Raw genomic sequence first — 19,121 nt, 5'->3', positions numbered from 1 at the left:
TCCCTCCGACCAGCCGCCTCCTCGACCAGCCGCGGAGGCGGGGGAGCGGTCGATACCCTCCCGACGTGCCCACCGACAGCCGCACCGCTCCCGGCGGGCGCGCGGGCGCGCCGACGTGGGTCCCCAGCGGCGTCGCCGGCTGGCTGGACGAGCGGCGCCGACGGCTCGTCTGGTTCCTCCAGCTGCGCCTGCTGCCGTCGCAGACCTTCCGGCTGTCCGTGGCGACCGCGCTCGTCGTCCTCTGGGTCGTCCTCGCCCTCGCCGTGCCCTCGTGGGCGCCCGCGTCTGCGCTGTCCGTCGTCGTCGTCCTCGGCGGCTACTTCCTGCGGCTGCGGCAGCTCGCCATGCTGCTCTTCCTCGTCGCGACGGCCCTCGCCTACGTGGTGCCGCGCCGCAACGGCGACCGGCCGCGCGGCGTCGACCCGGAGGTGGCGACGGCCCTCGCGACGACGATCAACCCGACCGTCCTGTGGGTGCTGGCCGCGGTGGCCGGGGTCGTCGTCCTCATCGCCCGCAGCCGCGAGCGGCTGGGTGTCCACGGGGCGCAGGGCGAGTCGATGCTCGTCGAGCTCCGGGACCGCCTGCGCGCGCAGAGCCGGGTGACCTCGTTGCCCGAGCCCTGGCACCTCGAGCACGCGATCCGCTCCGCCTACGGCGACGGCTTCGCGGGGGACTTCGTCCTCGCCCGGCGCTCGGGCGAGGAGCGCCTGGACGTCCTGCTCGTCGACGTCTCCGGCAAGGGCACGGCGGCGGGGACGCGGGCGCTGCTCCTGGCCGGCGCGTACGGCGGGCTCGTCGGGGCCCTGCCCTCCGACCGGCTCCTGCCCGCGGCCAACGACTACCTGCTCGAGCAGCGCTGGACCGAGGGGTTCGCGACGGCGCTGCACGTGACGCTCGACCTGCGGACCGGCGCCTTCGAGGCGGCCAGCGCCGGCCACCCGCCGCTGCTGCGCCACCGCGGCGGTCCGGCCGGAGGGGGCCGGTGGGTGGTCACCGAGGTGGAGGGCGGTCCCGCGCTCGGTCTGCTGCCCGACGTCGACTTCCCCTCGGCGCAGGGGGTGCTGGAGCCCGGCGACGCCCTGCTGCTCTACACCGACGGGGTCGTCGAGGCGCCCGGACGCGACCTCGCCGAGGGCATCGACCTGCTCGCCGGCGCGGCGGGCGAGCTGACGGCGGGCCCCGGGCTCGTCGGCAGCGCGCGCCGCCTCGTGGACGCGGTCGCCGCCGAGGACGACGACCGCTCGGTCGTCGTCCTCTGGCGGGCGCCCGCTCTGCGGCCCGCCGACCCCGCCCCCGTCGGTCCCGCAGCCGGCCGGCGGGGCCGTGCCGACCACGTCTCCCCGTCCTCGCGGACGGCGGCGCCCTGAGGCTCCGGCTGCGGGCCCGTGGCGGGGCGGGCGCGGACGAGGCCTGGGACCGCTACGCGCGGACCGCGCGGTGGGCGACCTGGTCGCCGCAGGTGCGCGCCACCTCGCTGCCGGAGGTCCTCGTCCCCGGCGCCCGTGGCGAGGTGTCCGGCCCGCTCGGGGTCCGCGTCCACGCGCAGGTCGGGCACGTGGACCACGACGGGCGGTCCTGGTCCTGGACGGTGCGCCTGGCGCGCCCGGCCCTGCCGCGGGTGGCCCTGCACCTGGAGCACGCCGTGGCGGGCAGGGCAGGAGCGGCGGGGGGAGCGGTGACGTCGCTCGTCCTGACCGGCCACCCCGTCGTCGTCCTGGCCTACGCCCTGCCCGCGCGCCTGGCGCTCGGGCGCCTCGTCCGACCGTGAGGGCCCGCGGGTCGTGCCGCGGGTGGACCCCCGGGCCGCCGGGGACCCGACCGTCGGCCGACGACGGGGGAGGTGCGCAGGAGCACCCTCGTGGGAACGCCGCCGGACCAGCCGGCGGTGCTCCTGAGGAGGCCGACATGCTCGTCGCCGTCGCCACCGCCGTGCTCGTCGTCACCGGGACGCTCGTCCTGCTCGCGGCCGCGCTCGCCCCCCGGCTGGGACGCGCCGTGCCCGCCGACGTCGTCGCGCCGCCGCGCACGGCGTACGGCCGGGCGCCCGTGCTGCTCGAGCGGGCGCGGAGCCAGGAGGCCGGGCACCCGGACGACCACGACCTGGCCGCCTGAGCCTCGCGCGGGGGTGCGCCCGCGGGTGCGGCCGACGACGCGAGGAGCCGGCCGCCGAGGCGGAGCGGGTGACGGGAATCGAACCCGCGTAGCCAGTTTGGAAGACTGGGGCTCTACCATTGAGCTACACCCGCAGCGCCGACGAGGACGTCGACGGGGTGAGGGTACCCACCCGGGAGCCGGTACCCCGGAGGCCGGTGCGCACCCCGGCGCCGAGGCGGGGCCGACGACGGGCCCCCGCGGCTACGCTCCGGTCCGGGCGGCCGGAGCGCGGCGGTCCGCGGGGTGTGGCGCAGCTTGGTAGCGCGTCCGCTTTGGGAGCGGAAGGCCCCCGGTTCGAATCCGGGTACCCCGACGTGGTGCGTCGGCCGCCGGGCGCACGGGCCCGGCGCAGCCCGGTCACGGCCGCGAGCAGGCCGGCGCCGGTTCGGCCGTGCCCGCGCCGACGGCTACGGTGGGCCGCTGGCCCGCGCCCCACCCGCCACCCGGTGGGTGACCCCGCTCCTCGCGGGGCGGAGGCGCACCCACGCCCACAACGCATCGGAGCCCGCGCAGTGAAGAGCGCCGTCGAGACCCTTACGCCGACCCGGGTCAAGCTGACCGTCGAGGTCCCCCTGGCCGAGCTGCAGCCGAGCCTCGACAAGGCCTACCGCGAGATCGGGCAGCAGGTGACCGTCCCCGGCTTCCGCCGCGGCAAGGTCCCGCCCCGCATCATCGACCAGCGTGTCGGCCGCGGCGCGGTGCTCCAGGAGGCCGTCAACGACGCCATCCCGCAGCTGTACAGCCGGGCGGCCCAGGAGCAGGAGCTGCGCGTGCTCGGCCAGCCGCAGGTCGAGGTGACGGAGATCCCCGTCGACGCCGACACCCAGCTGGCGTTCACCGCCGAGGTCGACGTCCGTCCGGAGATCTCGCTGCCGGAGTACGCGTCCATCGAGGTCTCCGTCGACGACGTCGAGGTCTCCGAGGAGGACGTGACGACGCGCCTGGACGCGCTGCGCGCGCGCTTCGGCACGCTGACCGGGGTCGACCGCCCGGTCCGCGACGGCGACCACCTGTCCGTCGACATCCGTGCCGAGATCGACGGCGAGGAGATCGACACCGCCGAGGGCATCAGCTACGAGGTCGGCTCCGGGACGATGCTCGACGGCACCGACGAGGCCGTCACCGGCCTGCAGGCCGGGGAGTCGGCGACCTACGCCTCGGCGCTGGCGGGCGGGGACCGCGCCGGCCAGGAGGCGCAGGTCACCGTCACGGTGCAGTCGGTCAAGGAGCGCCAGCTCCCCGAGGTCGACGACGACTTCGCGCAGATGGCGTCCGAGTTCGACACCGCCGAGGAGCTCCGCGAGGACCTGCGCGAGCAGGCCCGCCGGGCCGCGGTCCTCGAGCAGGGCGTTCAGGCGCGCGACAAGGTCCTGGACGCCCTGCGCGAGCAGGTCGAGGTCCCGGTGCCCGAGGGCCTCGTCGAGGCCGAGGTGCACCGCCACCTCGAGAGCGAGGGGCGGCTCGAGGACGACGAGCACCGCGCCGAGGTGACCGACCAGACCCGCCAGGCGCTGCGCACGCAGCTGCTGCTGGACGCCGTCGTGGAGGCCGAGCAGGTGCAGGTCTCGCAGGAGGAGCTCGTCGAGTACCTCGTGCAGACGGCCCCCCAGATGGGCATGGAGCCCAGCGCCTTCGCCCAGGCCGTCCAGGAGGCCGGCCAGGTCCAGGCCATGGTCTCCGAGGTCGCCCGCCGCAAGGGCCTCGCCGTCGTGCTGGAGGGCGCGACGATCACCGACGCCTCCGGCCACCGCGTGGACCTCTCCGAGGAGGAGGACGACGGGTCGCAGGCCCCCGAGCGCACCGACCTCGACGAGGCCTCCGAGGTGGTCCAGGACGACCCCGCGCAGGACTCGCCGGCCGCCTCGACCGACGCCTCCGACGCGGACGGCACGACCCGCGACTGACCCTCTCCCGGCGCCGTCGTGGGAGCCCTCGGGCGTGCGTGCGGGTGGGCCCGGTGCGCCCACGGCGAACACGCGGCGCGCACCGGAAGGGCCGCCCGGGGCGGAGGGTTAGGGTCGCTGGCAGACCTCAGGGGACGCCCCGACGCCGCAGGCCGAGCACCCCGACGACACCGTCGTCGGCGTCGCGGCCGGCGGACGAGACCACCGGAAGACACGACCGAGGCGCCGGCCGCGCGAGCGACCGGTGCCCGGCGAGGACGGAGCGACAGGCGTGGTGCAGACACCAGGGCGGGCCGACGGCGGCACGGACGTCGTCACGGCACGGGGGCCGAGCGGCAGCGTCGGCCTCGACGAGCACATCTACCAGCGGCTGCTGCGCGAGCGGATCATCTGGCTGGGCTCCGACGTCCGCGACGACAACGCCAACGCCATCTGCGCGCAGATGCTGCTGCTGGCGGCCGAGGACCCGGACAAGGACATCCACCTCTACATCAACTCGCCGGGCGGCTCGGTGACGGCCGGCATGGCGATCTACGACACCATGCAGTTCGTCAACCCCGACGTGGCGACGTACGGCATGGGCCTCGCCGCCTCGATGGGGCAGTTCCTGCTCTCCTCGGGGGCGAAGGGCAAGCGCTACGCGACGCCGCACGCGCGGATCATGATGCACCAGCCCTCCGGCGGCTTCGGCGGCACGGTGAGCGACATCCGCATCCAGGCCGAGCTCATCAACAACATGAAGCGCACGCTGAGCGAGCTGACGGCGGAGCAGACGGGCAAGTCGGTCGAGCAGATCAACCTCGACAACGACCGCGACCGCTGGTTCACCGCCGCCGAGGCGCTCGAGTACGGCTTCATCGACCACGTCGAGGCCCACGCCGCGGACGTCCGCGGCGGCGGCGGCACGAGCTGAGGAGGCCCACCCCATGAGCGAGCAGCAGACGCAGGCACCGGGCGGCCACGCCCAGCGCGTCGGCGGCCTGGCCCCCCAGGGACCGAGCAGCCGGTACATCCTCCCGCAGTTCGAGGAGCGCACGGCCTACGGCTTCAAGCGGCAGGACCCCTACAACAAGCTCTTCGAGGACCGCGTCATCTTCCTCGGGGTGCAGGTGGACGACGCGTCCGCCGACGACGTCATGGCGCAGATCCTCGTGCTCGAGTCCATGGACCCGGACCGGGACATCGTCATGTACATCAACTCGCCGGGCGGCTCCTTCACGGCGCTGACGGCGATCTACGACACGATGCAGTACGTCAAGCCGGACATCCAGACCGTCTGCCTCGGGCAGGCGGCCTCGGCGGCGGCCGTGATCCTCGCGGCCGGGGCACCGGGCAAGCGCCTGGCGCTGCCGAACGCGCGGGTCCTCATCCACCAGCCCGCGCTCTCCAGCGGTGACTACGCGCAGGCCTCGGACATCGAGATCCACGCGGCCGAGGCGCTGCGCATGCGGACCTGGCTGGAGGAGACGACGGCCTTCCACAGCAAGCGCGACGTCGAGCAGGTCCGGCTCGACATCGAACGCGACAAGATCCTCACGGCGCCGCAGGCGCTGGACTACGGCCTCGTGGACCAGATCCTGCCCAGCCGCAAGGGGAACGTGCAGATCCCGGCCTGAGCCGGCTCCGCCGCCCGGGTGCCCCCGAGGGACCCGGGCGGCGGCGTCCCGCCGCCGGCTGGCACGGTGGGGGACGCCTCACGGGCGCGACCGCGGTGCGTCGGCCCTGACAGGGGCACCTGCGTGGTGTGTGATGGACAAGCCCCCGGCGGACGCCGGCGGGCGAGCTGGAGGGAGCAGGGCCGTGGCGCGCATCGGGGACGGTGGCGACCTGCTGAAGTGCTCCTTCTGCGGGAAGAGCCAGAAGCAGGTCAAGAAGCTCATCGCCGGTCCCGGCGTCTACATCTGCGACGAGTGCATCGACCTCTGCAACGAGATCATCGAGGAGGAGCTCGCGGAGGCCAGCGAGCTCGGGCTGGTCGAGCTGCCCAAGCCGCGGGAGATCTTCGACTTCCTCGAGGAGTTCATCGTCGGCCAGGACGGCGCCAAGAAGGCGTTGTCGGTGGCGGTCTACAACCACTACAAGCGCGTGCAGGCCGCGCCCCCGGCCGGCAGCTCCCGCGACGACGCGGTCGAGCTCGCGAAGTCGAACATCCTCCTCATCGGCCCCACCGGCACCGGCAAGACGTACCTGGCCCAGACGCTGGCGCGGATGCTGAACGTCCCCTTCGCGATCGCGGACGCCACCGCGCTCACCGAGGCCGGCTACGTCGGCGAGGACGTCGAGAACATCCTGCTGAAGCTCATCCAGGCGGCGGACTACGACGTCAAGAAGGCCGAGCAGGGGATCATCTACATCGACGAGGTCGACAAGATCGCCCGCAAGAGCGAGAACCCGTCGATCACGCGCGACGTCTCCGGCGAGGGCGTGCAGCAGGCGCTGCTGAAGATCCTCGAGGGCACGACGGCGTCGGTGCCGCCGCAGGGCGGCCGCAAGCACCCGCACCAGGAGTTCATCCAGATCGACACGTCCAACGTGCTGTTCGTCGTCGGCGGCGCGTTCGCGGGCCTCGAGGAGATCATCGCCGGGCGCGTCGGCCGGGGCGGGGTGGGCTTCGGCGCGCAGCTGCACACGAAGAACGAGGACGTCGACGTCTTCGGGCAGGTCATGCCCGAGGACCTCACCAAGTTCGGGCTGATCCCCGAGTTCATCGGGCGCCTGCCGGTCATCACGACGGTGAGCAAGCTCGACGCCGACGCCCTCGTGAAGATCCTCACCGAGCCGCGCAACGCGCTGGTCCGCCAGTACCAGCGGATGTTCGACATCGACGGCGTGGAGCTCGAGTTCACGGAGGACGCCGTCCGCGCGGTCGCCGAGCAGGCGATCCTGCGCGGCACGGGCGCCCGTGGGCTGCGCGCCATCATGGAGGAGGTGCTGATGCCGGTGATGTTCGACATCCCCTCCCGCGAGGACGTCGCCCGCGTCGTCATCACCCACGAGGTCGTGCGCGAGAACGTGCTGCCGACCCTCGTCCCGCGCAGCGGCGCGGCGGTGCCCCGCAAGCGCGAACGGCGCGAGAAGAGCGCCTGAGCCCGAGCCCGAGGAGCCCGGCGCCCGGCCTGCGGGCGGTCCTCAGCCCCGCAGGTGCTCGAGCAGGAGCCGGGCGAGCTCCTCCGGGGCCTCCTCCGCCACGTGGTGCCCGCTCTCGACGGGGGCACCCGTGAGGGCGCCCGACACCCAGGGGCGCCAGACCGCGAGGACGTCGCCGTACAGGTCCACCAGGTCGTCGCGCGCCGACCACAGCACCTGGACGGGGCACGCCACCGTGCGGCCGGCGCTGCGGTCGGCGTCGTCGTGCGCACGGTCGACCCCGAGGCCGGCGCGGTAGTCCTCGAGCATCGCCCGGACGACCTCCGGCCGGTGCAGCGCCGCACGGACGTCGTCGAAGGCCTCGCCCATCTGCGCGCGGGCCCGTCCGTCGAGCCGGTACCAGGCGTCGACGTCCGCGTCGATCGCCCGCTCCGGCAGGTCCGGGCGGGCGTAGAAGAACCAGTGCCACCACGCCTCGGCGAACCTCGCGTCGGCGCGACGCAGGGCCTCGCCGATCGGGACGCCGTCCACCACCGTGAGGCGGGCCACGGCCCCGGGGTGGTCGAGGGCGCAGCGCAGGGCGACGTAGGAGCCGCGGTCGTGCCCGACGACGGCGAAGCTCTCGTGGCCGAGGGAGCGCAGGAGCGCCACGACGTCCGCCGCCATCGCCCGCTTCGACGCCTGGGCGTGGTCGGCCCGCGGCGCGGGCGCCGTCGACGCCCCGTAGCCCCGCAGGTCGGGCAACACCACCCGGGAGCCGGCGGCCACGAGCAGCGGCGCGACCCGGTACCAGGTGGCGTGCGTGCGCGGGTGGCCGTGCAGGAGCACGACGGGCGGTCCCTCGCCACCGACCCGGACCCGGAGGACGACGCCGTCCGCGACCTCGACCCGCTCGTCGGTGAACCCCTCGAGCACCGCATCTCCTCCGTCCGTCCACCGGGCCGCCCGTGCGGTCCCGGTCCGCGTGCGTCGCAGCAGGGCGGTGAGCACGGCGTGGCGGCGCGACGACGGCCCCGTCGTGCCGCTGGAGCGGGCCGTCGCGGACGTCGCCGAAGCCGGCGACGCTCAGGCGTCGGCGGTGGCGAGCTCCACGTCGGAGACGACGAGCTCGTCGCCGCCCTCGGCGAGGTCGAGGTCGCCGACGCGTCCGGCACCGCGCAGGTCGTCGGCCGCCGGCCGCAGGAGCGCCAGGTCGGCCGACGGGGCCGTGACCAGGGCCCGCACGGCCTCGGTGCGCTGCGAGACCTTGGCCTGCGACTTGGCCTTGCGGACGCCGGCGAGGGCGCCCGCGACGACGGCGAGCACGCGGGGGTCCGCGTCGCCCGCGACGGCGCGCAGCGGTGCGGCGTCCGGCCAGGTGGCGCGGTGCACCGAGCGGCCGTCCCCCCCGTCGGCGGGGTCGTGCGACCAGGACCACACCTCCTCCGTGGCGAACGGCAGGAACGGCGCGAGCAGGCGCAGGAGCACGTCGAGCGCGCTCGACAGCGCGGCCCGCGCCGAGCGGGCGCCCGCCCCGGCGTCCGCCTCGCCGCCCGCGTAGGCGCGGTCCTTGACGAGCTCGAGGTAGTCGTCGCAGAAGCGCCAGAAGAAGGTCTCCGTGACGGCGAGCGCGCGCTGGTGGTCGTACGCCTCGAGCGCGGCGGTGGCCTCCTCGACGACGTCCGCGAGCCCTGCGAGCATTGCCCGGTCCAGCGGCTCGGCCACGTCGTCGACCGGTGCCGCGCCGAACCCGAGGACGAACCTGCTCGCGTTGAGCACCTTGATCGCGAGGCGACGGCCGACCTTCATCTGGGCCTCGTCGAAGGTGGCGTCCGAGCCCAGCCGCGCCGAGGCCGCCCAGTACCGGACGGCGTCGCTGCCGTGCTTCTCGAGCAGGTCCACGGGCGTGACGACGTTGCCCTTGGACTTGCTCATCTTCTTGCGGTCGGGGTCCAGGATCCAGCCGCTGATGGCGGCGTCCCGCCACGGCAGCGCGTCGTCCTGCAGGTGGGCACGCACGACCGTGGAGAACAGCCAGGTGCGGATGATGTCCTGCCCCTGCGGGCGCAGGTCGTAGGGCGCCACCCCCGCCCAGAGGTCGGCGTCGCCGCCGTGGTGGCCCCAGCCGCCGGCGATCTGCGGGCTCAGCGACGACGTCGCCCACGTGTCCATGACGTCGGTCTCGCCGACGAACCCGCCCGGCGCGCCCCGCCGGGACTCCTCGTAGCCGGCCGGCGCGTCGGACGACGGGTCGACGGGCAGGTCGGCGACGTCGGGGGTGATCGGCGCGTCGTGACGGGGCTCGCCGTCCTCGCCGAGCGGGTACCAGACGGGGAGGGGGACGCCGTAGGAGCGCTGGCGGCTGATCAGCCAGTCGCCGGTCAGACCGCCCACCCAGTTCTCGTAGCGCACCCGCATGAACGACGGGTGGAAGTCGAGCTCGGCACCGCGGTCCAGCAGCGCCTGCCGCAGGTCGGCGTCGCGGCCGCCGTTGCGCAGGTACCACTGCCGGCTCGTGACGATCTCGAGCGGCTTGTCGCCCTTCTCGAAGAAGTTGGCCTTGCGCTGGGTCGGGACGGGCTCGCCGTCGAGGTCGCCGGAGCGGCGCAGTGCCGCCACGACCGCCTCGCGCGCCGAGAACGCCGTCTTCCCCGCGAGGTCGGCGTAGACGGCGCGACCGGCGTCGGTGGCGAGCCACGACGGCGTCTCCCGCAGCAGGCGGCCGTCGCGGCCCACGACCGGGCGGGTGGGCAGCCGCAGGTCGCGCCACCACTGCACGTCGGTGAGGTCGCCGAAGGTGCAGCACATGGCGATGCCGGCGCCCTTGTCCGGCTCCGCGGCCGGGTGGGCGAGGACGGGCACCTCGACGTCGAACAGCGGTGAGCGCACGGTGGTGCCGAACAGCGGCTGGTAGCGCTCGTCGTCGGGGTGGGCGACGAGCGCCACGACGGCGGGGACCAGCTCGGGGCGGGTCGTCTCGACGACCAGCGGCTCTCCGGAGTCGGTGCGCGAGAAGGCGACCCGGTGGTAGGCGCCCGGGTAGTCGCGCGCCTCGAGCTCGGCCTGCGCCACGGCGGTCTGGAAGGTGACGTCCCACAGGCCCGGCGCCTGCGCCTGGTAGGCCTCCCCGCGCTCGAGGCTCTCCAGGAAGGCCTGCTGGGAGACGGCGCGGGCGCGGTCCCCGATCGTCGTGTACTGCTGCGTCCAGTCCACGGAGAGCCCGAGGCGACGGAAGAGGGCCTCGAAGGCCTTCTCGTCCTCGGCCGTCAGCTCCCCGCACAGCCGGGTGAAGGTGCGGCGGTCGACGGGCACCTGGTCGGCGGCCCGCACGCTCCTGCCCTCGCCGCCCCGCTGGGGCGGCTCGAAGTCGGGGTCGTGGGGGAGCGAGGGGTCGCAGCGCACCCCGAAGTAGTTCTGCACCCGGCGCTCGGTCGGCAGGCCGTTGTCGTCCCATCCGATGGGGTAGAAGACCTGGTCGCCCCGCATCCGCCGGAAGCGGGCGACGAGGTCGGTGTGCGTGTAGGAGAAGACGTGCCCGACGTGCAGCGAGCCCGACGCCGTCGGGGGCGGGGTGTCGATCGAGAAGACGTCCTCGCGGGCCGGCGTCCGGCCGTCCGGGGCGAAGCGGTAGGTCCCCTGAGCCTCCCAGACGGACGCCCAGCGCTCCTCGAGTCCGTCGAGGGAGGGCTTGTCGGGGACCTGCGGGGCGCGCGCGTCGGGCATGGACCGATCTTCCCAGACGCGCAGGTCCGCCGGCTCAGCCCGACGACGCGTGCGCGGCGGCGAGGAGCGCGCGAGCGGTGGGGGGGTCCGTGACGAGGTCCGTGATAAGGCCTGCCCGGGCGGCCGCGAGCAGGCTCGGCACCTTCTCCGAGCCCACCGCCACGGCGATGCAGCGCTCCAGCCGGCGCAGGTGCTCCAACGTCGTGGCCACCAGGCGTTCGGCCCCGCGGAAGGGGACCGGTCGCCCCTCCTCGTCGAAGAACCGGTTGCAGACGTCCCCGGACGCCCCCATGAGGACGGGGTCGCCGCGGTCGACGAAGGAGGCGAGGGATGTCCGCGTCCGCGGAGGGGCTCCGACGCCCACGATCGCGACGCGGGCCTCGTCCCAGGCGGTGAGGACGCGGCGGGTGCCCGGGTCGTCGAGGAGCTCCTCGTAGAGGCCCTGACCCGGCAGGGCGGGGGCGAAGAGGAAGAGCGGCGTGGCGCCGAGCCGCTCGGCCACCCGGCGCGTCGCCTCGTTGGTCTGGTACCAGGCGTCGACCTGGTCGGTCCCGCCCACGGTCGGCGCGACCCGCACGCCGGGCAGGTGCGGGAGCTCGGCCTGCGACACCTCGTAGGTGCTGCGGCCGGAGGAGACGAGCAGGACGTCGCCCGGCTGGAGGCCTGTGCTCGCGAGGACGCGGGCGACCACCGGGCCGAGCGTCACCCCGAGGTCGGGTCCCCGCTCGCCACGGCTGTCCGAGCCCAGGTGGACCCCCCGGAGGCCGAGCGCCGCGGCCAGGCGCGCTGCGACGTCGCCGTCGTCGGCCGTGGCCGGCGGCACGACCTCGATGCGGACGATGCCCTGGCGCCGCGCCTCGGAGAGCAGCCGGCTGACCGTCGCCCGGCTCGTCCCGAGCCGTGCGGAGACCTGCGCCTGTGTCGCGTCCTGCAGGTAGTACATCTGCGCCGCGGCGTACATGAGGTCGGGGGAGAAGCGGCTCGAGGCGCCGTCGTCGCGGGGGGACAGCGGTGCGGGCGCGGGGTCGACGTCGCTGCTCATCGGTCCACCTTCCCGCCGCGGGCGTGGGAAGCACCGCAGGCTGCCGTCGGTCCGGTGCTCCGCGGCGGGCGGAGCCCGGCCGGGCCCCGCCGTAGCGCCCGGCCTGTGCGGCCGTGCCCCGGCAGGATGTCGCCGAGACTAGCGGGGCCGCGCGGAGACGCTTCGCTGCACACGTGTGCTGGACAAGCGTGCTGCGCTGTCCTAGCGTCGTCCCGTCGGCCCCGGAGCCGACGGGTCCGCACGGCGGGCCGGCGACGACGCAGCGACGCGGTGAGGAGCCCACGGTGAGCGAGAAGACCATGCAGGCGGTCGTGTGCCACGGCCCCGAGGACTACCGGCTCACGGAGCTGCCCGTCCCGACCGCGGGGCCCGGGGAGGCGCTCGTCCGGGTCCAGGCCGTCGGCATCTGCGCGAGCGACCTCAAGTGCTACCACGGCGCCGCGAAGTTCTGGGGCGACGACGACAGGCCCGCCTGGGCCGAGACGGAGGTCGTCCCCGGTCACGAGTTCGTCGGCGAGGTGACCGAGATCGACGAGGAGGCCTCCGCCCGGTGGGGCGTCGAGGTCGGCGACCGCGTCGTCGCCGAGCAGATCGTCCCCTGCGGCACGTGCCGGTACTGCCTCCGCGGGCAGTACAACATGTGCGCGCCGCACGTGATGTTCGGCTTCAAGCGCGCGACCCCCGGGGCGATGGCCGAGTACATGGTCTTCCCCGCGAACGCCCGGGTCCACAAGGTGGACCCGTCCATCCCGCCCCAGCACGCGGCCTTCGCCGAGCCGCTCGCGTGCTCGCTGCACGCCGTGGAGCGGGCGGGCATCCAGTTCGGGGACGTCGTCGTCGTCGCCGGGTGCGGGCCGATCGGGCTCGGGATGGTCGCCGGGGCCCGGGCGAAGTCGCCCGCGCACGTGGTGGCGCTCGACGCGGTGCCGGCCAAGCTGGACCTCGCGAAGCGGTGCGGCGCCGACGTCGTGGTCAACATCGCGGAGGAGGACCCTCTCGAGGTCGTGCGCGGCCTGACCGACGGCTACGGCGCCGACGTGTACATCGAGGGCACGGGCCACCCCTCCGCCGTGGGGCAGGGCCTCAACCTGCTGCGCAAGTGCGGGACCTACGTCGAGTACTCGGTCTTCAAGGAGGCCGTCGCCGTCGACTGGTCGATCATCAGCGACGACAAGGAGCTCGACGTCCTCGGCGCCCACCTCGGGCCGTACACCTGGCCCGCGGCCATCTCGATGATCGAGTCCGGGGTGCTGCCCATGGACGAGATCTGCTCGCACCAGCTCCCGATCTCGAAGTTCCAGCAGGGCCTCGACCTCGTCGCCGACTCCTCGCGCTCGGTCAAGGTCAGCCTGCTGCCGGACGGCCCCGCGCAGGCCTGAGCCTGCGGGGCTCCTCGTCCCACCCGTCGCCTCCCCCGACGTCCTCAGCACGCGGCGCGCCGGCGCGCCGCGTGCCCCTCCCCACCGCCCACCCCGGGCCTCCCACCGCCCACCCCGGGCTCCTCCCACCGCCCACCCCGGGCTCCTCCCACCGCCCACCCCGGTGCCACCCGTACCCAGAAGGGTCTGCTGATGAACGCCAGCTCCTCCCACGGCCGCGACCACAGCCGCCGCAGCATCCTCAAGTCGCTCGGCCTCGCCGGTGCCGGGATCGGCAGCGTCCCGTTGCTGGGCGCCTGCGGCGTCGGCACCGGGACCGGCACCTCGAGCACGACGGCCGGGAGCGCGGCCGACGAGGTGAGCGGTGCCTTCGACTGGAAGAAGGCCTCCGGGACGACGATCAACGTCCTCCAGACGCCCCACCCGTACCAGCAGAGCTTCCAGCCGCTGCTCGGGGAGTTCACCGAGCTCACGGGCATCGAGGTCAAGCCCGAGCTCGTGCCCGAGGCGGACTACTTCACCCGGCTGAACACCGAGCTGCAGGGCCAGGGCGGCAACTACGACGTCTTCATGACGGGGGCCTACTTCATCTGGACCTACGGCCCGCCCGGATGGATGGAGGACCTCGGCCCCTGGATCCAGAACGAGTCCGCCACCAACGGCGACTACGACTTCGAGGACATCTACGAGGGGCTGCGCAAGGCCACGCAGTGGGACTTCACGACCGGGAGCCCGATCGGCACCGGCGGTCAGTGGGCGCTGCCGTGGGGCTTCGAGACCAACGTCATCGCCTACAACAAGCGGCTCTTCGACGAGCGTGGCGTGCAGCCGGCGGAGACCTTCGACGAGCTGGTCCAGCTGGCCACCGACCTCACCGACCGCAGCTCCGGCCGCTACGGCATCGCCTTCCGCGGGTCGAAGTCCTGGGCGACCATCCATCCCGGGTACATGACCCAGTACACGCGCGAGGGGGCGAAGGACTACACCTCGTCGGGCGGCGAGCTGACGGCGGCCATGAACAGCCCGGAGGCTGTCGCCTTCACGCAGAAGTGGGCGGACCTGGCCAAGAACGCGGGACCGGCCAACTGGACCTCGTACGAGTACCCGGACTGCACCCGCGACCTCGGGAACGGGAGCGCGGCGATGGTCTTCGACGCGGACTCGGCGACGTACCCGCAGAACCAGCCGGGCGCGAGCGCGGAGGCCGGCAACCTCGCCTGGCACCCCGGGCCCGCAGGCCCCGACGGCAGCTACGCCACGAACCTGTGGACGTGGTCGTGGGGCATGAACTCCGCGTCGAAGAAGAAGCTCGCGGCCTGGCTGTTCATGCAGTGGGCCACCGGCAAGGAGGCGATGAACAAGGCCGTGCAGCAGGGCGCCTTCGCCGACCCGGTGCGCCAGTCCGTCTTCAACGACTCGTTCGTGCAGACGCTCGACACCTTCCCGGGCTACCAGGAGACCTTCGAGAAAGTCATCGACTCGACCACCATCCAGTTCACGCCGCAGCAGGCCTTCTTCCAGACCACGGAGGACTGGGCCACCTCGCTGCAGAACATCTACAACGGGGCCGACGCCCAGAGCGAGATGGACGCGCTGGCGGACCGCAGCACGACCGCCGTGAACCAGGGGGGCTGACCCCGTGGCGACCACGACGACCGAGCGGACGACGAGGCAGGACCAGCCCGGACGTCCTCCGGGCGACCTCCCGGCGGTCCCCGCCTGGCGCCGGCGGCTGTGGCCCTACTTCCTCGCCGTCCCCGCCCTGCTCGTCACCGTCTTCATCCTCTACCCCTTCGTGCTGTCCGCCTGGTACACGCTCCTGGACTACGCGGCGCGCAACACGGGCAACGTCAGCGTCGTGGGCCTGCAGAACTTCCAGCAGGTGCTGACCAGCGCCACCTTCTGGGGCGCGGTGCGGACCACCGCGATCTACGCGGTCGTCACGACGGCGGTGGAGACCGTCCTCGGGGTCGGCATCGCCCTGCTGCTGTACCGGGCGAGCCGCATCGGCTCGATCTTCGAGAAGGTGCTGATCCTCCCGCTGATGATCGCGCCGGCCATCGCCGGCGTCCTGTGGCGGCTGATGTTCAACTCGCAGTTCGGCGTCCTCAACTACCTGCTCGGGCTCGGGTCCTTCGACTGGCTGGGGAGCTCGACGGCCCTGTTCTCGGTGATCCTCGTCGACGTCTGGATCTTCACCCCCTTCGTGGCCATCCTCGTGCTCGCGGGCGTCCGCTCCCTGCCGCGGGAGCCGTTCGAGGCCTCCGCCGTGGACGGCGCCGGGTGGTTCTACATGTTCCGGCGGCTGATGCTCCCCATGATGTGGCCGTACATCCTCGTCGCGGTGATCTTCCGCTTCATGGACTGCCTGAAGATCTTCGACCACGTGTACGTGCTCACGGCGGGCGGCCCGGGCACGACCACCACCACGCTGCAGATCGCGGCCTTCCAGAACTCGATCGTCTTCTCGAACTACTCCCTGGGTGCGACGTACATGTTCTTGCTCTGGGCCCTGGTCTTCATCACCGCGCGCTACCTCGTGAGCGTGCTCGGCAAGGCGCAGCGACGTGCTGCGGGAGCGGAGGACTGACGTGGCCAGCGAGCTCATGCCGGGCCAGCGACGGCTGACCCCTACGGCGGTCGGCGCAGACGTGCTGCTGGTGCTCTGGTTCGTCTTCTCGCTCTTCCCGCTGCTGTGGCTGGTGCTGCTGTCGCTGAAGACGAGCGCGCAGCAGACCAGCACCTACTTCGCGTTCTCCCCGACGCTCGAGAACTTCGCGACCGTGCTCTCGGACGAGGGCACGCGGCTGACCAGCGTCAACTTCCTGTCGGCGCTGCTCTCCAGCGTGCTGTCCTGCGGGGGAGCCGTCCTCGTCTCGCTCGTCATCGGGATCCCCGCGGCGTACGCCGCCGGGCGCTGGCGGTTCCGCGGGTCGGACGACCTGATGTTCACGATCTTGTCCTTCCGCTTCGCGCCCGAGCTCATGGTCATCGTGCCGCTCTTCGTCATCTACAACCAGATCGGGCTCTTCGACACGAAGCTGGGCCTCATCTGGGTCCTGCAGCTGGTGACGATGCCGCTGGTGATCTGGATCCTGCGCTCCTACTTCGAGGACCTCCCCGAGGACCTCGAGCAGGCCGCGCTGCTCGACGGCTACACGCGGCGACGGGCCTTCGTGATGGTGGCGCTGCCGCTGGTGCGCCCCGGCATCGCCGCGGCCGCGCTGCTCGCCTTCATCTTCGCCTGGAACAGCTACATCTTCCCGCTGATCCTCACCGGAGGGACCAACGGCACGATCACGGTCGCCGTCGCCCGCTACCTCGGCGGCGGGGGGCAGGCGTACTACAACCTCACCGCCGCGGCGGCCCTCATCGGGGCGCTGCCGCCCCTCGTGCTGGCCCTCACGATCCAGCGCTACCTCGTCCGCGGGCTCTCCTTCGGGGCGGTGAAGAGCTGATGGCCGGCGTCACGGTCACGGGGGTCACCAAGGCCTACGGGAAGAAGCGCGGTGTCGTGGACCTCAGCCTCGACGTCGCCGACGGCGAGTTCTTCGTCGTGCTCGGGCCGTCCGGCGCGGGCAAGACGACCACCCTGAAGGCGGTGGCGGGGCTCGTGGAGATCGACGGCGGCTCCGTGTCCATCGGCGGGAGGGACATGGCGGGCGTCCAGCCCTACCACCGCAGGGTGGCCATGGCCTTCGAGAGCTACGCCCTCTACCCGCAGCGCACGGTCTCGGAGAACCTCGCGTCGCCCCTGCGCTCGGGGCGGACGGGCACCTACTCGGCCGGCGAGCAGCAGACGCGGATCGAGGCGGTGACGACGACGCTGGGCATCAACCACCTGCTCGAGCGTTTCCCCCGGGAGCTGTCCAACGGCCAGCGCCAGCGCGTGGCCCTCGGCCGGGTGCTCGTGCGTCCGGCGGACGCCTACCTGCTGGACGAACCGCTGTCCCACCTGGACGCCAAGCTCCGCGCGGCGATGCGCGCCGAGCTCAAGCAGCTCGGGTCCATGTCCAACACGACGTCGCTGTACGTCACGCACGACTACCAGGAGGCGTTGGCGCTGGGCGATCGCATCGCGGTGCTCCGCGAGGGGCGCCTGGTCCAGGTCGGGACCCCCGAGGAGGTGTGGCACCACCCGGTGGACTCGTTCGTGGCCAAGGCGCTCGGTCAGCCGGAGATCAACCTCCTCGAGGCCGTCGTCGACGACGGCGACCTTGTGGCGGCGGGCGGCGGCGTGCGTCTCCCGGTGCCGCGCGGGCTCGACCTGCGGGCGGGCGACCGGGCACGGCTGGGTCTGCGCCCGAGGGACCTCACCCTCGTCCCCGGCGAGGACGTCGCCGGGGAGAGCCTCGACCGCGGCCAGCTGGTGCTGCAGGAGTCCGCCGACGTCGAGGTCCTCCAGGTGGAGGGCAGGGTCCGCCTGGCCGAGCGGCTGGGTCGGGCCGTGGAGCTCGAGGTCGACCTCGGCGGGGGGCACCACCTCATCGCCGTGGACGAGTCGGAGGCGCCCCTCGCCGAGGGGGACGCCGTACGCCTGGCCATCCCGCGGCGGCGGGTCCACGTCTTCGCGGCCGGCGCCCCGGACGAGGACACCCCCGCCCTGGGGACGACGGCGGTCGGTGCGGTCCCGGCCGGCGCCGGCATCGGCAAGGAGGAGCAGCGATGAGCCAGACCGACACCCGCCCGCGGGCCACCGGTGCGGCGGAGCCGAAGGGCCTCACCCTGAGGTCGCTCCGCAAGGTGTACTCGGCGCGCGGGCGCGAGCCCTTCGAGGCGGTCAAGGGCCTGGACATGGAGATCCGCCCCGGCGAGCTGGTCGCCCTCCTCGGGCCCTCGGGCTGCGGGAAGACCACGACCCTGCGGATGGTCGCCGGGCTCGAGACGGTCACGTCGGGCGAGATCCTCGTCGGGGACCGCTCGATCGCCGACCTGCCCCCGGGCAAGCGGGACGTCGGCGTCGGCTTCGAGAGCTACGCGCTGTACCCTCCGCTGAACGTCCGCGAGAACCTGGCGTACGGGTTGAAGGCCCGCAAGGCGAAGGACGCGGTCGCCCGCGTCGAGGCGATCGCCGAGCGGCTGGAGATGACGGACCTGCTCGACCTGCGTCCGGCCGGGCTGTCCAGCGGGCAGAAGCAGCGCGTGGCCCTCGCCCGGGCGCTGGTGCGCAACCCACCGGTGCTGCTGCTGGACGAGCCGCTGTCGCACCTCGACGCCGCCCAGCGTCAGCGCGTCCGGCGCGAGCTCAAGCTGCTCCAGCGGGAGTCGGGCTACACCACCATCGTCGTCACGCATGACCAGCTCGAGGCCCTCAGCCTCGCCGACCGGATGGCGGTCATGGACGGCGGCGTCATCCAGCAGCTCGGGACGCCGGACGAGGTCTACGACGACCCCGCCAACCTCTTCGTGGCCGACTTCGTCGGCGAGCCGAAGATCAACCTCGTGGAGGGCGTGGTCGTCGGCAGCGGGTCGGCCGCGGAGGTGGTGCTCGGCGAGGCGGGGTCCTCGCGCACGGGCCGGCTCCCGACCGTGGCCGCCGACGTGGCGGACGGCGACCGCGTCACGGTGGGGCTGCGCCCGCAGGACGCTCGCCTCGAGCGGGTCGACGACCGGGGCCCCGGCGAGGGCGCGGGGGAGGGCCGTGGGGCCGGCGCCGGCGGGGTCGAGGCCCGGGTACGGGTCTTCGAGCACCTCCTCGAGTTCGGGCTGGCCACGCTCGACGTCCCGGGCGTGGACGGCGGTGTCGTCGTGCAGACCGACCCCGACCAGCAGTACGGGCGAGGGGAGCGGGTCCTCGTCTCCGCCCGGGCCGACCGGGTGCACCTCTTCGACCCGTCGTCGGGTCGACGGCTG

Annotated in this window: 16 protein-coding genes and 2 tRNA genes; 14 read left to right on the top strand and 4 right to left on the bottom strand. The window is 73.6% G+C overall.

Annotated elements, in window-relative coordinates:
* The first annotated feature begins 65 nt into the window (after positions 1–65).
* From WDZ17_RS07830 to WDZ17_RS07820, 3 genes are all read left to right on the top strand, one after another.
* A complete protein-coding gene (locus tag WDZ17_RS07830) occupies positions 66–1,367 on the top strand; it encodes a PP2C family protein-serine/threonine phosphatase (RefSeq protein ID WP_339574585.1) in 1,302 nt (433 codons plus the stop codon).
* Positions 1,368–1,459: 92 nt separating this feature from the next.
* Positions 1,460–1,768: a hypothetical protein gene (locus WDZ17_RS07825; RefSeq protein WP_339574584.1), complete on the top strand. Its 309-nt coding sequence runs from the start codon at positions 1,460–1,462 to the stop codon at positions 1,766–1,768.
* Positions 1,769–1,905: 137 nt separating this feature from the next.
* Positions 1,906–2,112 carry a hypothetical protein gene (locus tag WDZ17_RS07820; protein ID WP_339574583.1) on the top strand — a complete coding sequence of 69 codons (207 nt, stop codon included), beginning with the start codon at positions 1,906–1,908 and terminating at the stop codon, positions 2,110–2,112.
* A gap of 63 nt (positions 2,113–2,175) precedes the next feature.
* Here WDZ17_RS07820 and WDZ17_RS07815 read toward each other — a convergent pair.
* Positions 2,176–2,246 (bottom strand) — tRNA-Gly (locus tag WDZ17_RS07815).
* 147 nt (positions 2,247–2,393) lie between these two features.
* Here WDZ17_RS07815 and WDZ17_RS07810 point away from each other — a divergent pair.
* The 5 genes from WDZ17_RS07810 to clpX all read left to right on the top strand — a co-directional run bounded on the left by WDZ17_RS07810 (position 2,394) and on the right by clpX (position 7,145).
* Positions 2,394–2,467, top strand: a tRNA-Pro gene (locus tag WDZ17_RS07810).
* A 199-nt stretch (positions 2,468–2,666) separates the two neighbouring features.
* Positions 2,667–4,058, top strand: coding sequence for a trigger factor (tig, locus tag WDZ17_RS07805; RefSeq protein WP_339574582.1), 1,392 nt, complete (start codon positions 2,667–2,669; stop codon positions 4,056–4,058).
* Positions 4,059–4,332: 274 nt separating this feature from the next.
* Positions 4,333–4,971, top strand: a complete 639-nt coding sequence (locus tag WDZ17_RS07800) for an ATP-dependent Clp protease proteolytic subunit (RefSeq protein WP_422631893.1) — start codon at positions 4,333–4,335, stop codon at positions 4,969–4,971.
* A 13-nt stretch (positions 4,972–4,984) separates the two neighbouring features.
* Positions 4,985–5,674, top strand: a complete 690-nt coding sequence (locus WDZ17_RS07795; protein ID WP_339574581.1) for an ATP-dependent Clp protease proteolytic subunit — start codon at positions 4,985–4,987, stop codon at positions 5,672–5,674.
* A 184-nt stretch (positions 5,675–5,858) separates the two neighbouring features.
* Positions 5,859–7,145 (top strand): ATP-dependent Clp protease ATP-binding subunit ClpX, encoded by a 1,287-nt coding sequence (clpX, locus tag WDZ17_RS07790; protein WP_339574580.1) that lies wholly within the window; start codon positions 5,859–5,861, stop codon positions 7,143–7,145.
* A 42-nt stretch (positions 7,146–7,187) separates the two neighbouring features.
* Here clpX and WDZ17_RS07785 read toward each other — a convergent pair whose 3' ends face one another.
* The 3 genes from WDZ17_RS07785 to WDZ17_RS07775 all read right to left on the bottom strand — a co-directional run bounded on the left by WDZ17_RS07785 (position 7,188) and on the right by WDZ17_RS07775 (position 11,889).
* Positions 7,188–8,060, bottom strand: a complete 873-nt coding sequence (locus tag WDZ17_RS07785) for an alpha/beta fold hydrolase (protein WP_339574579.1) — start codon at positions 8,058–8,060, stop codon at positions 7,188–7,190.
* Positions 8,061–8,210: 150 nt separating this feature from the next.
* Positions 8,211–10,847, bottom strand: coding sequence for a valine--tRNA ligase (valS, locus tag WDZ17_RS07780; RefSeq protein ID WP_339574578.1), 2,637 nt, complete (start codon positions 10,845–10,847; stop codon positions 8,211–8,213).
* Positions 10,848–10,881: 34 nt separating this feature from the next.
* Complete coding sequence (locus WDZ17_RS07775; protein ID WP_339574577.1) at positions 10,882–11,889, bottom strand: sugar-binding transcriptional regulator; 1,008 nt, start codon at positions 11,887–11,889, stop codon at positions 10,882–10,884.
* A 299-nt stretch (positions 11,890–12,188) separates the two neighbouring features.
* Between WDZ17_RS07775 and WDZ17_RS07770 the strand changes: the two genes are divergently transcribed.
* The 6 genes from WDZ17_RS07770 to WDZ17_RS07745 all read left to right on the top strand — a co-directional run.
* Positions 12,189–13,268 (top strand): alcohol dehydrogenase catalytic domain-containing protein, encoded by a 1,080-nt coding sequence (locus WDZ17_RS07770; RefSeq protein ID WP_339574664.1) that lies wholly within the window; start codon positions 12,189–12,191, stop codon positions 13,266–13,268.
* A gap of 192 nt (positions 13,269–13,460) precedes the next feature.
* Positions 13,461–14,903: an ABC transporter substrate-binding protein gene (locus tag WDZ17_RS07765; RefSeq protein WP_339574576.1), complete on the top strand. Its 1,443-nt coding sequence runs from the start codon at positions 13,461–13,463 to the stop codon at positions 14,901–14,903.
* A 4-nt stretch (positions 14,904–14,907) separates the two neighbouring features.
* The gene (locus tag WDZ17_RS07760) at positions 14,908–15,858 is read left to right on the top strand and encodes a carbohydrate ABC transporter permease (RefSeq protein ID WP_339574575.1); all 951 of its coding nucleotides are present in this window, start codon (positions 14,908–14,910) and stop codon (positions 15,856–15,858) included.
* Between the two features lie 16 nt (positions 15,859–15,874).
* Positions 15,875–16,726, top strand: a complete 852-nt coding sequence (locus WDZ17_RS07755) for a carbohydrate ABC transporter permease (RefSeq protein WP_422631892.1) — start codon at positions 15,875–15,877, stop codon at positions 16,724–16,726.
* Positions 16,726–17,937: an ABC transporter ATP-binding protein gene (locus WDZ17_RS07750; protein WP_339574573.1), complete on the top strand. Its 1,212-nt coding sequence runs from the start codon at positions 16,726–16,728 to the stop codon at positions 17,935–17,937. The genes WDZ17_RS07755 and WDZ17_RS07750 overlap by 1 nt, the downstream gene beginning before the upstream one ends.
* The coding region (locus WDZ17_RS07745) for an ABC transporter ATP-binding protein (RefSeq protein ID WP_339574572.1) at positions 17,934–19,121 on the top strand (1,188 nt) is incomplete at its 3' end. The genes WDZ17_RS07750 and WDZ17_RS07745, both read left to right, overlap by 4 nt.

It is taken from the genome of Pseudokineococcus basanitobsidens (genome assembly GCF_037482545.1).
GTDB lineage: Bacteria > Actinomycetota > Actinomycetes > Actinomycetales > Quadrisphaeraceae > Pseudokineococcus > Pseudokineococcus basanitobsidens.
Note: the sequence above shows the minus strand (reverse complement) of the source record. Positions and strands in the feature narration are given on the sequence as shown.

Coding starts and splice junctions, on each gene's coding strand:
- WDZ17_RS07795 (WP_339574581.1), top strand. CDS start 4,985: ATGAGCGAGCAGCAGACGCAGGCACCGGGCGGCCACGCCCAGCGCGTC.
- WDZ17_RS07765 (WP_339574576.1), top strand. CDS start 13,461: ATGAACGCCAGCTCCTCCCACGGCCGCGACCACAGCCGCCGCAGCATC.
- WDZ17_RS07755 (WP_422631892.1), top strand. CDS start 15,875: ATGCCGGGCCAGCGACGGCTGACCCCTACGGCGGTCGGCGCAGACGTG.
- valS (WP_339574578.1), bottom strand. CDS start 10,847: ATGCCCGACGCGCGCGCCCCGCAGGTCCCCGACAAGCCCTCCCTCGAC.
- WDZ17_RS07770 (WP_339574664.1), top strand. CDS start 12,189: ATGCAGGCGGTCGTGTGCCACGGCCCCGAGGACTACCGGCTCACGGAG.
- WDZ17_RS07775 (WP_339574577.1), bottom strand. CDS start 11,889: ATGAGCAGCGACGTCGACCCCGCGCCCGCACCGCTGTCCCCCCGCGAC.
- WDZ17_RS07750 (WP_339574573.1), top strand. CDS start 16,726: ATGGCCGGCGTCACGGTCACGGGGGTCACCAAGGCCTACGGGAAGAAG.
- WDZ17_RS07820 (WP_339574583.1), top strand. CDS start 1,906: ATGCTCGTCGCCGTCGCCACCGCCGTGCTCGTCGTCACCGGGACGCTC.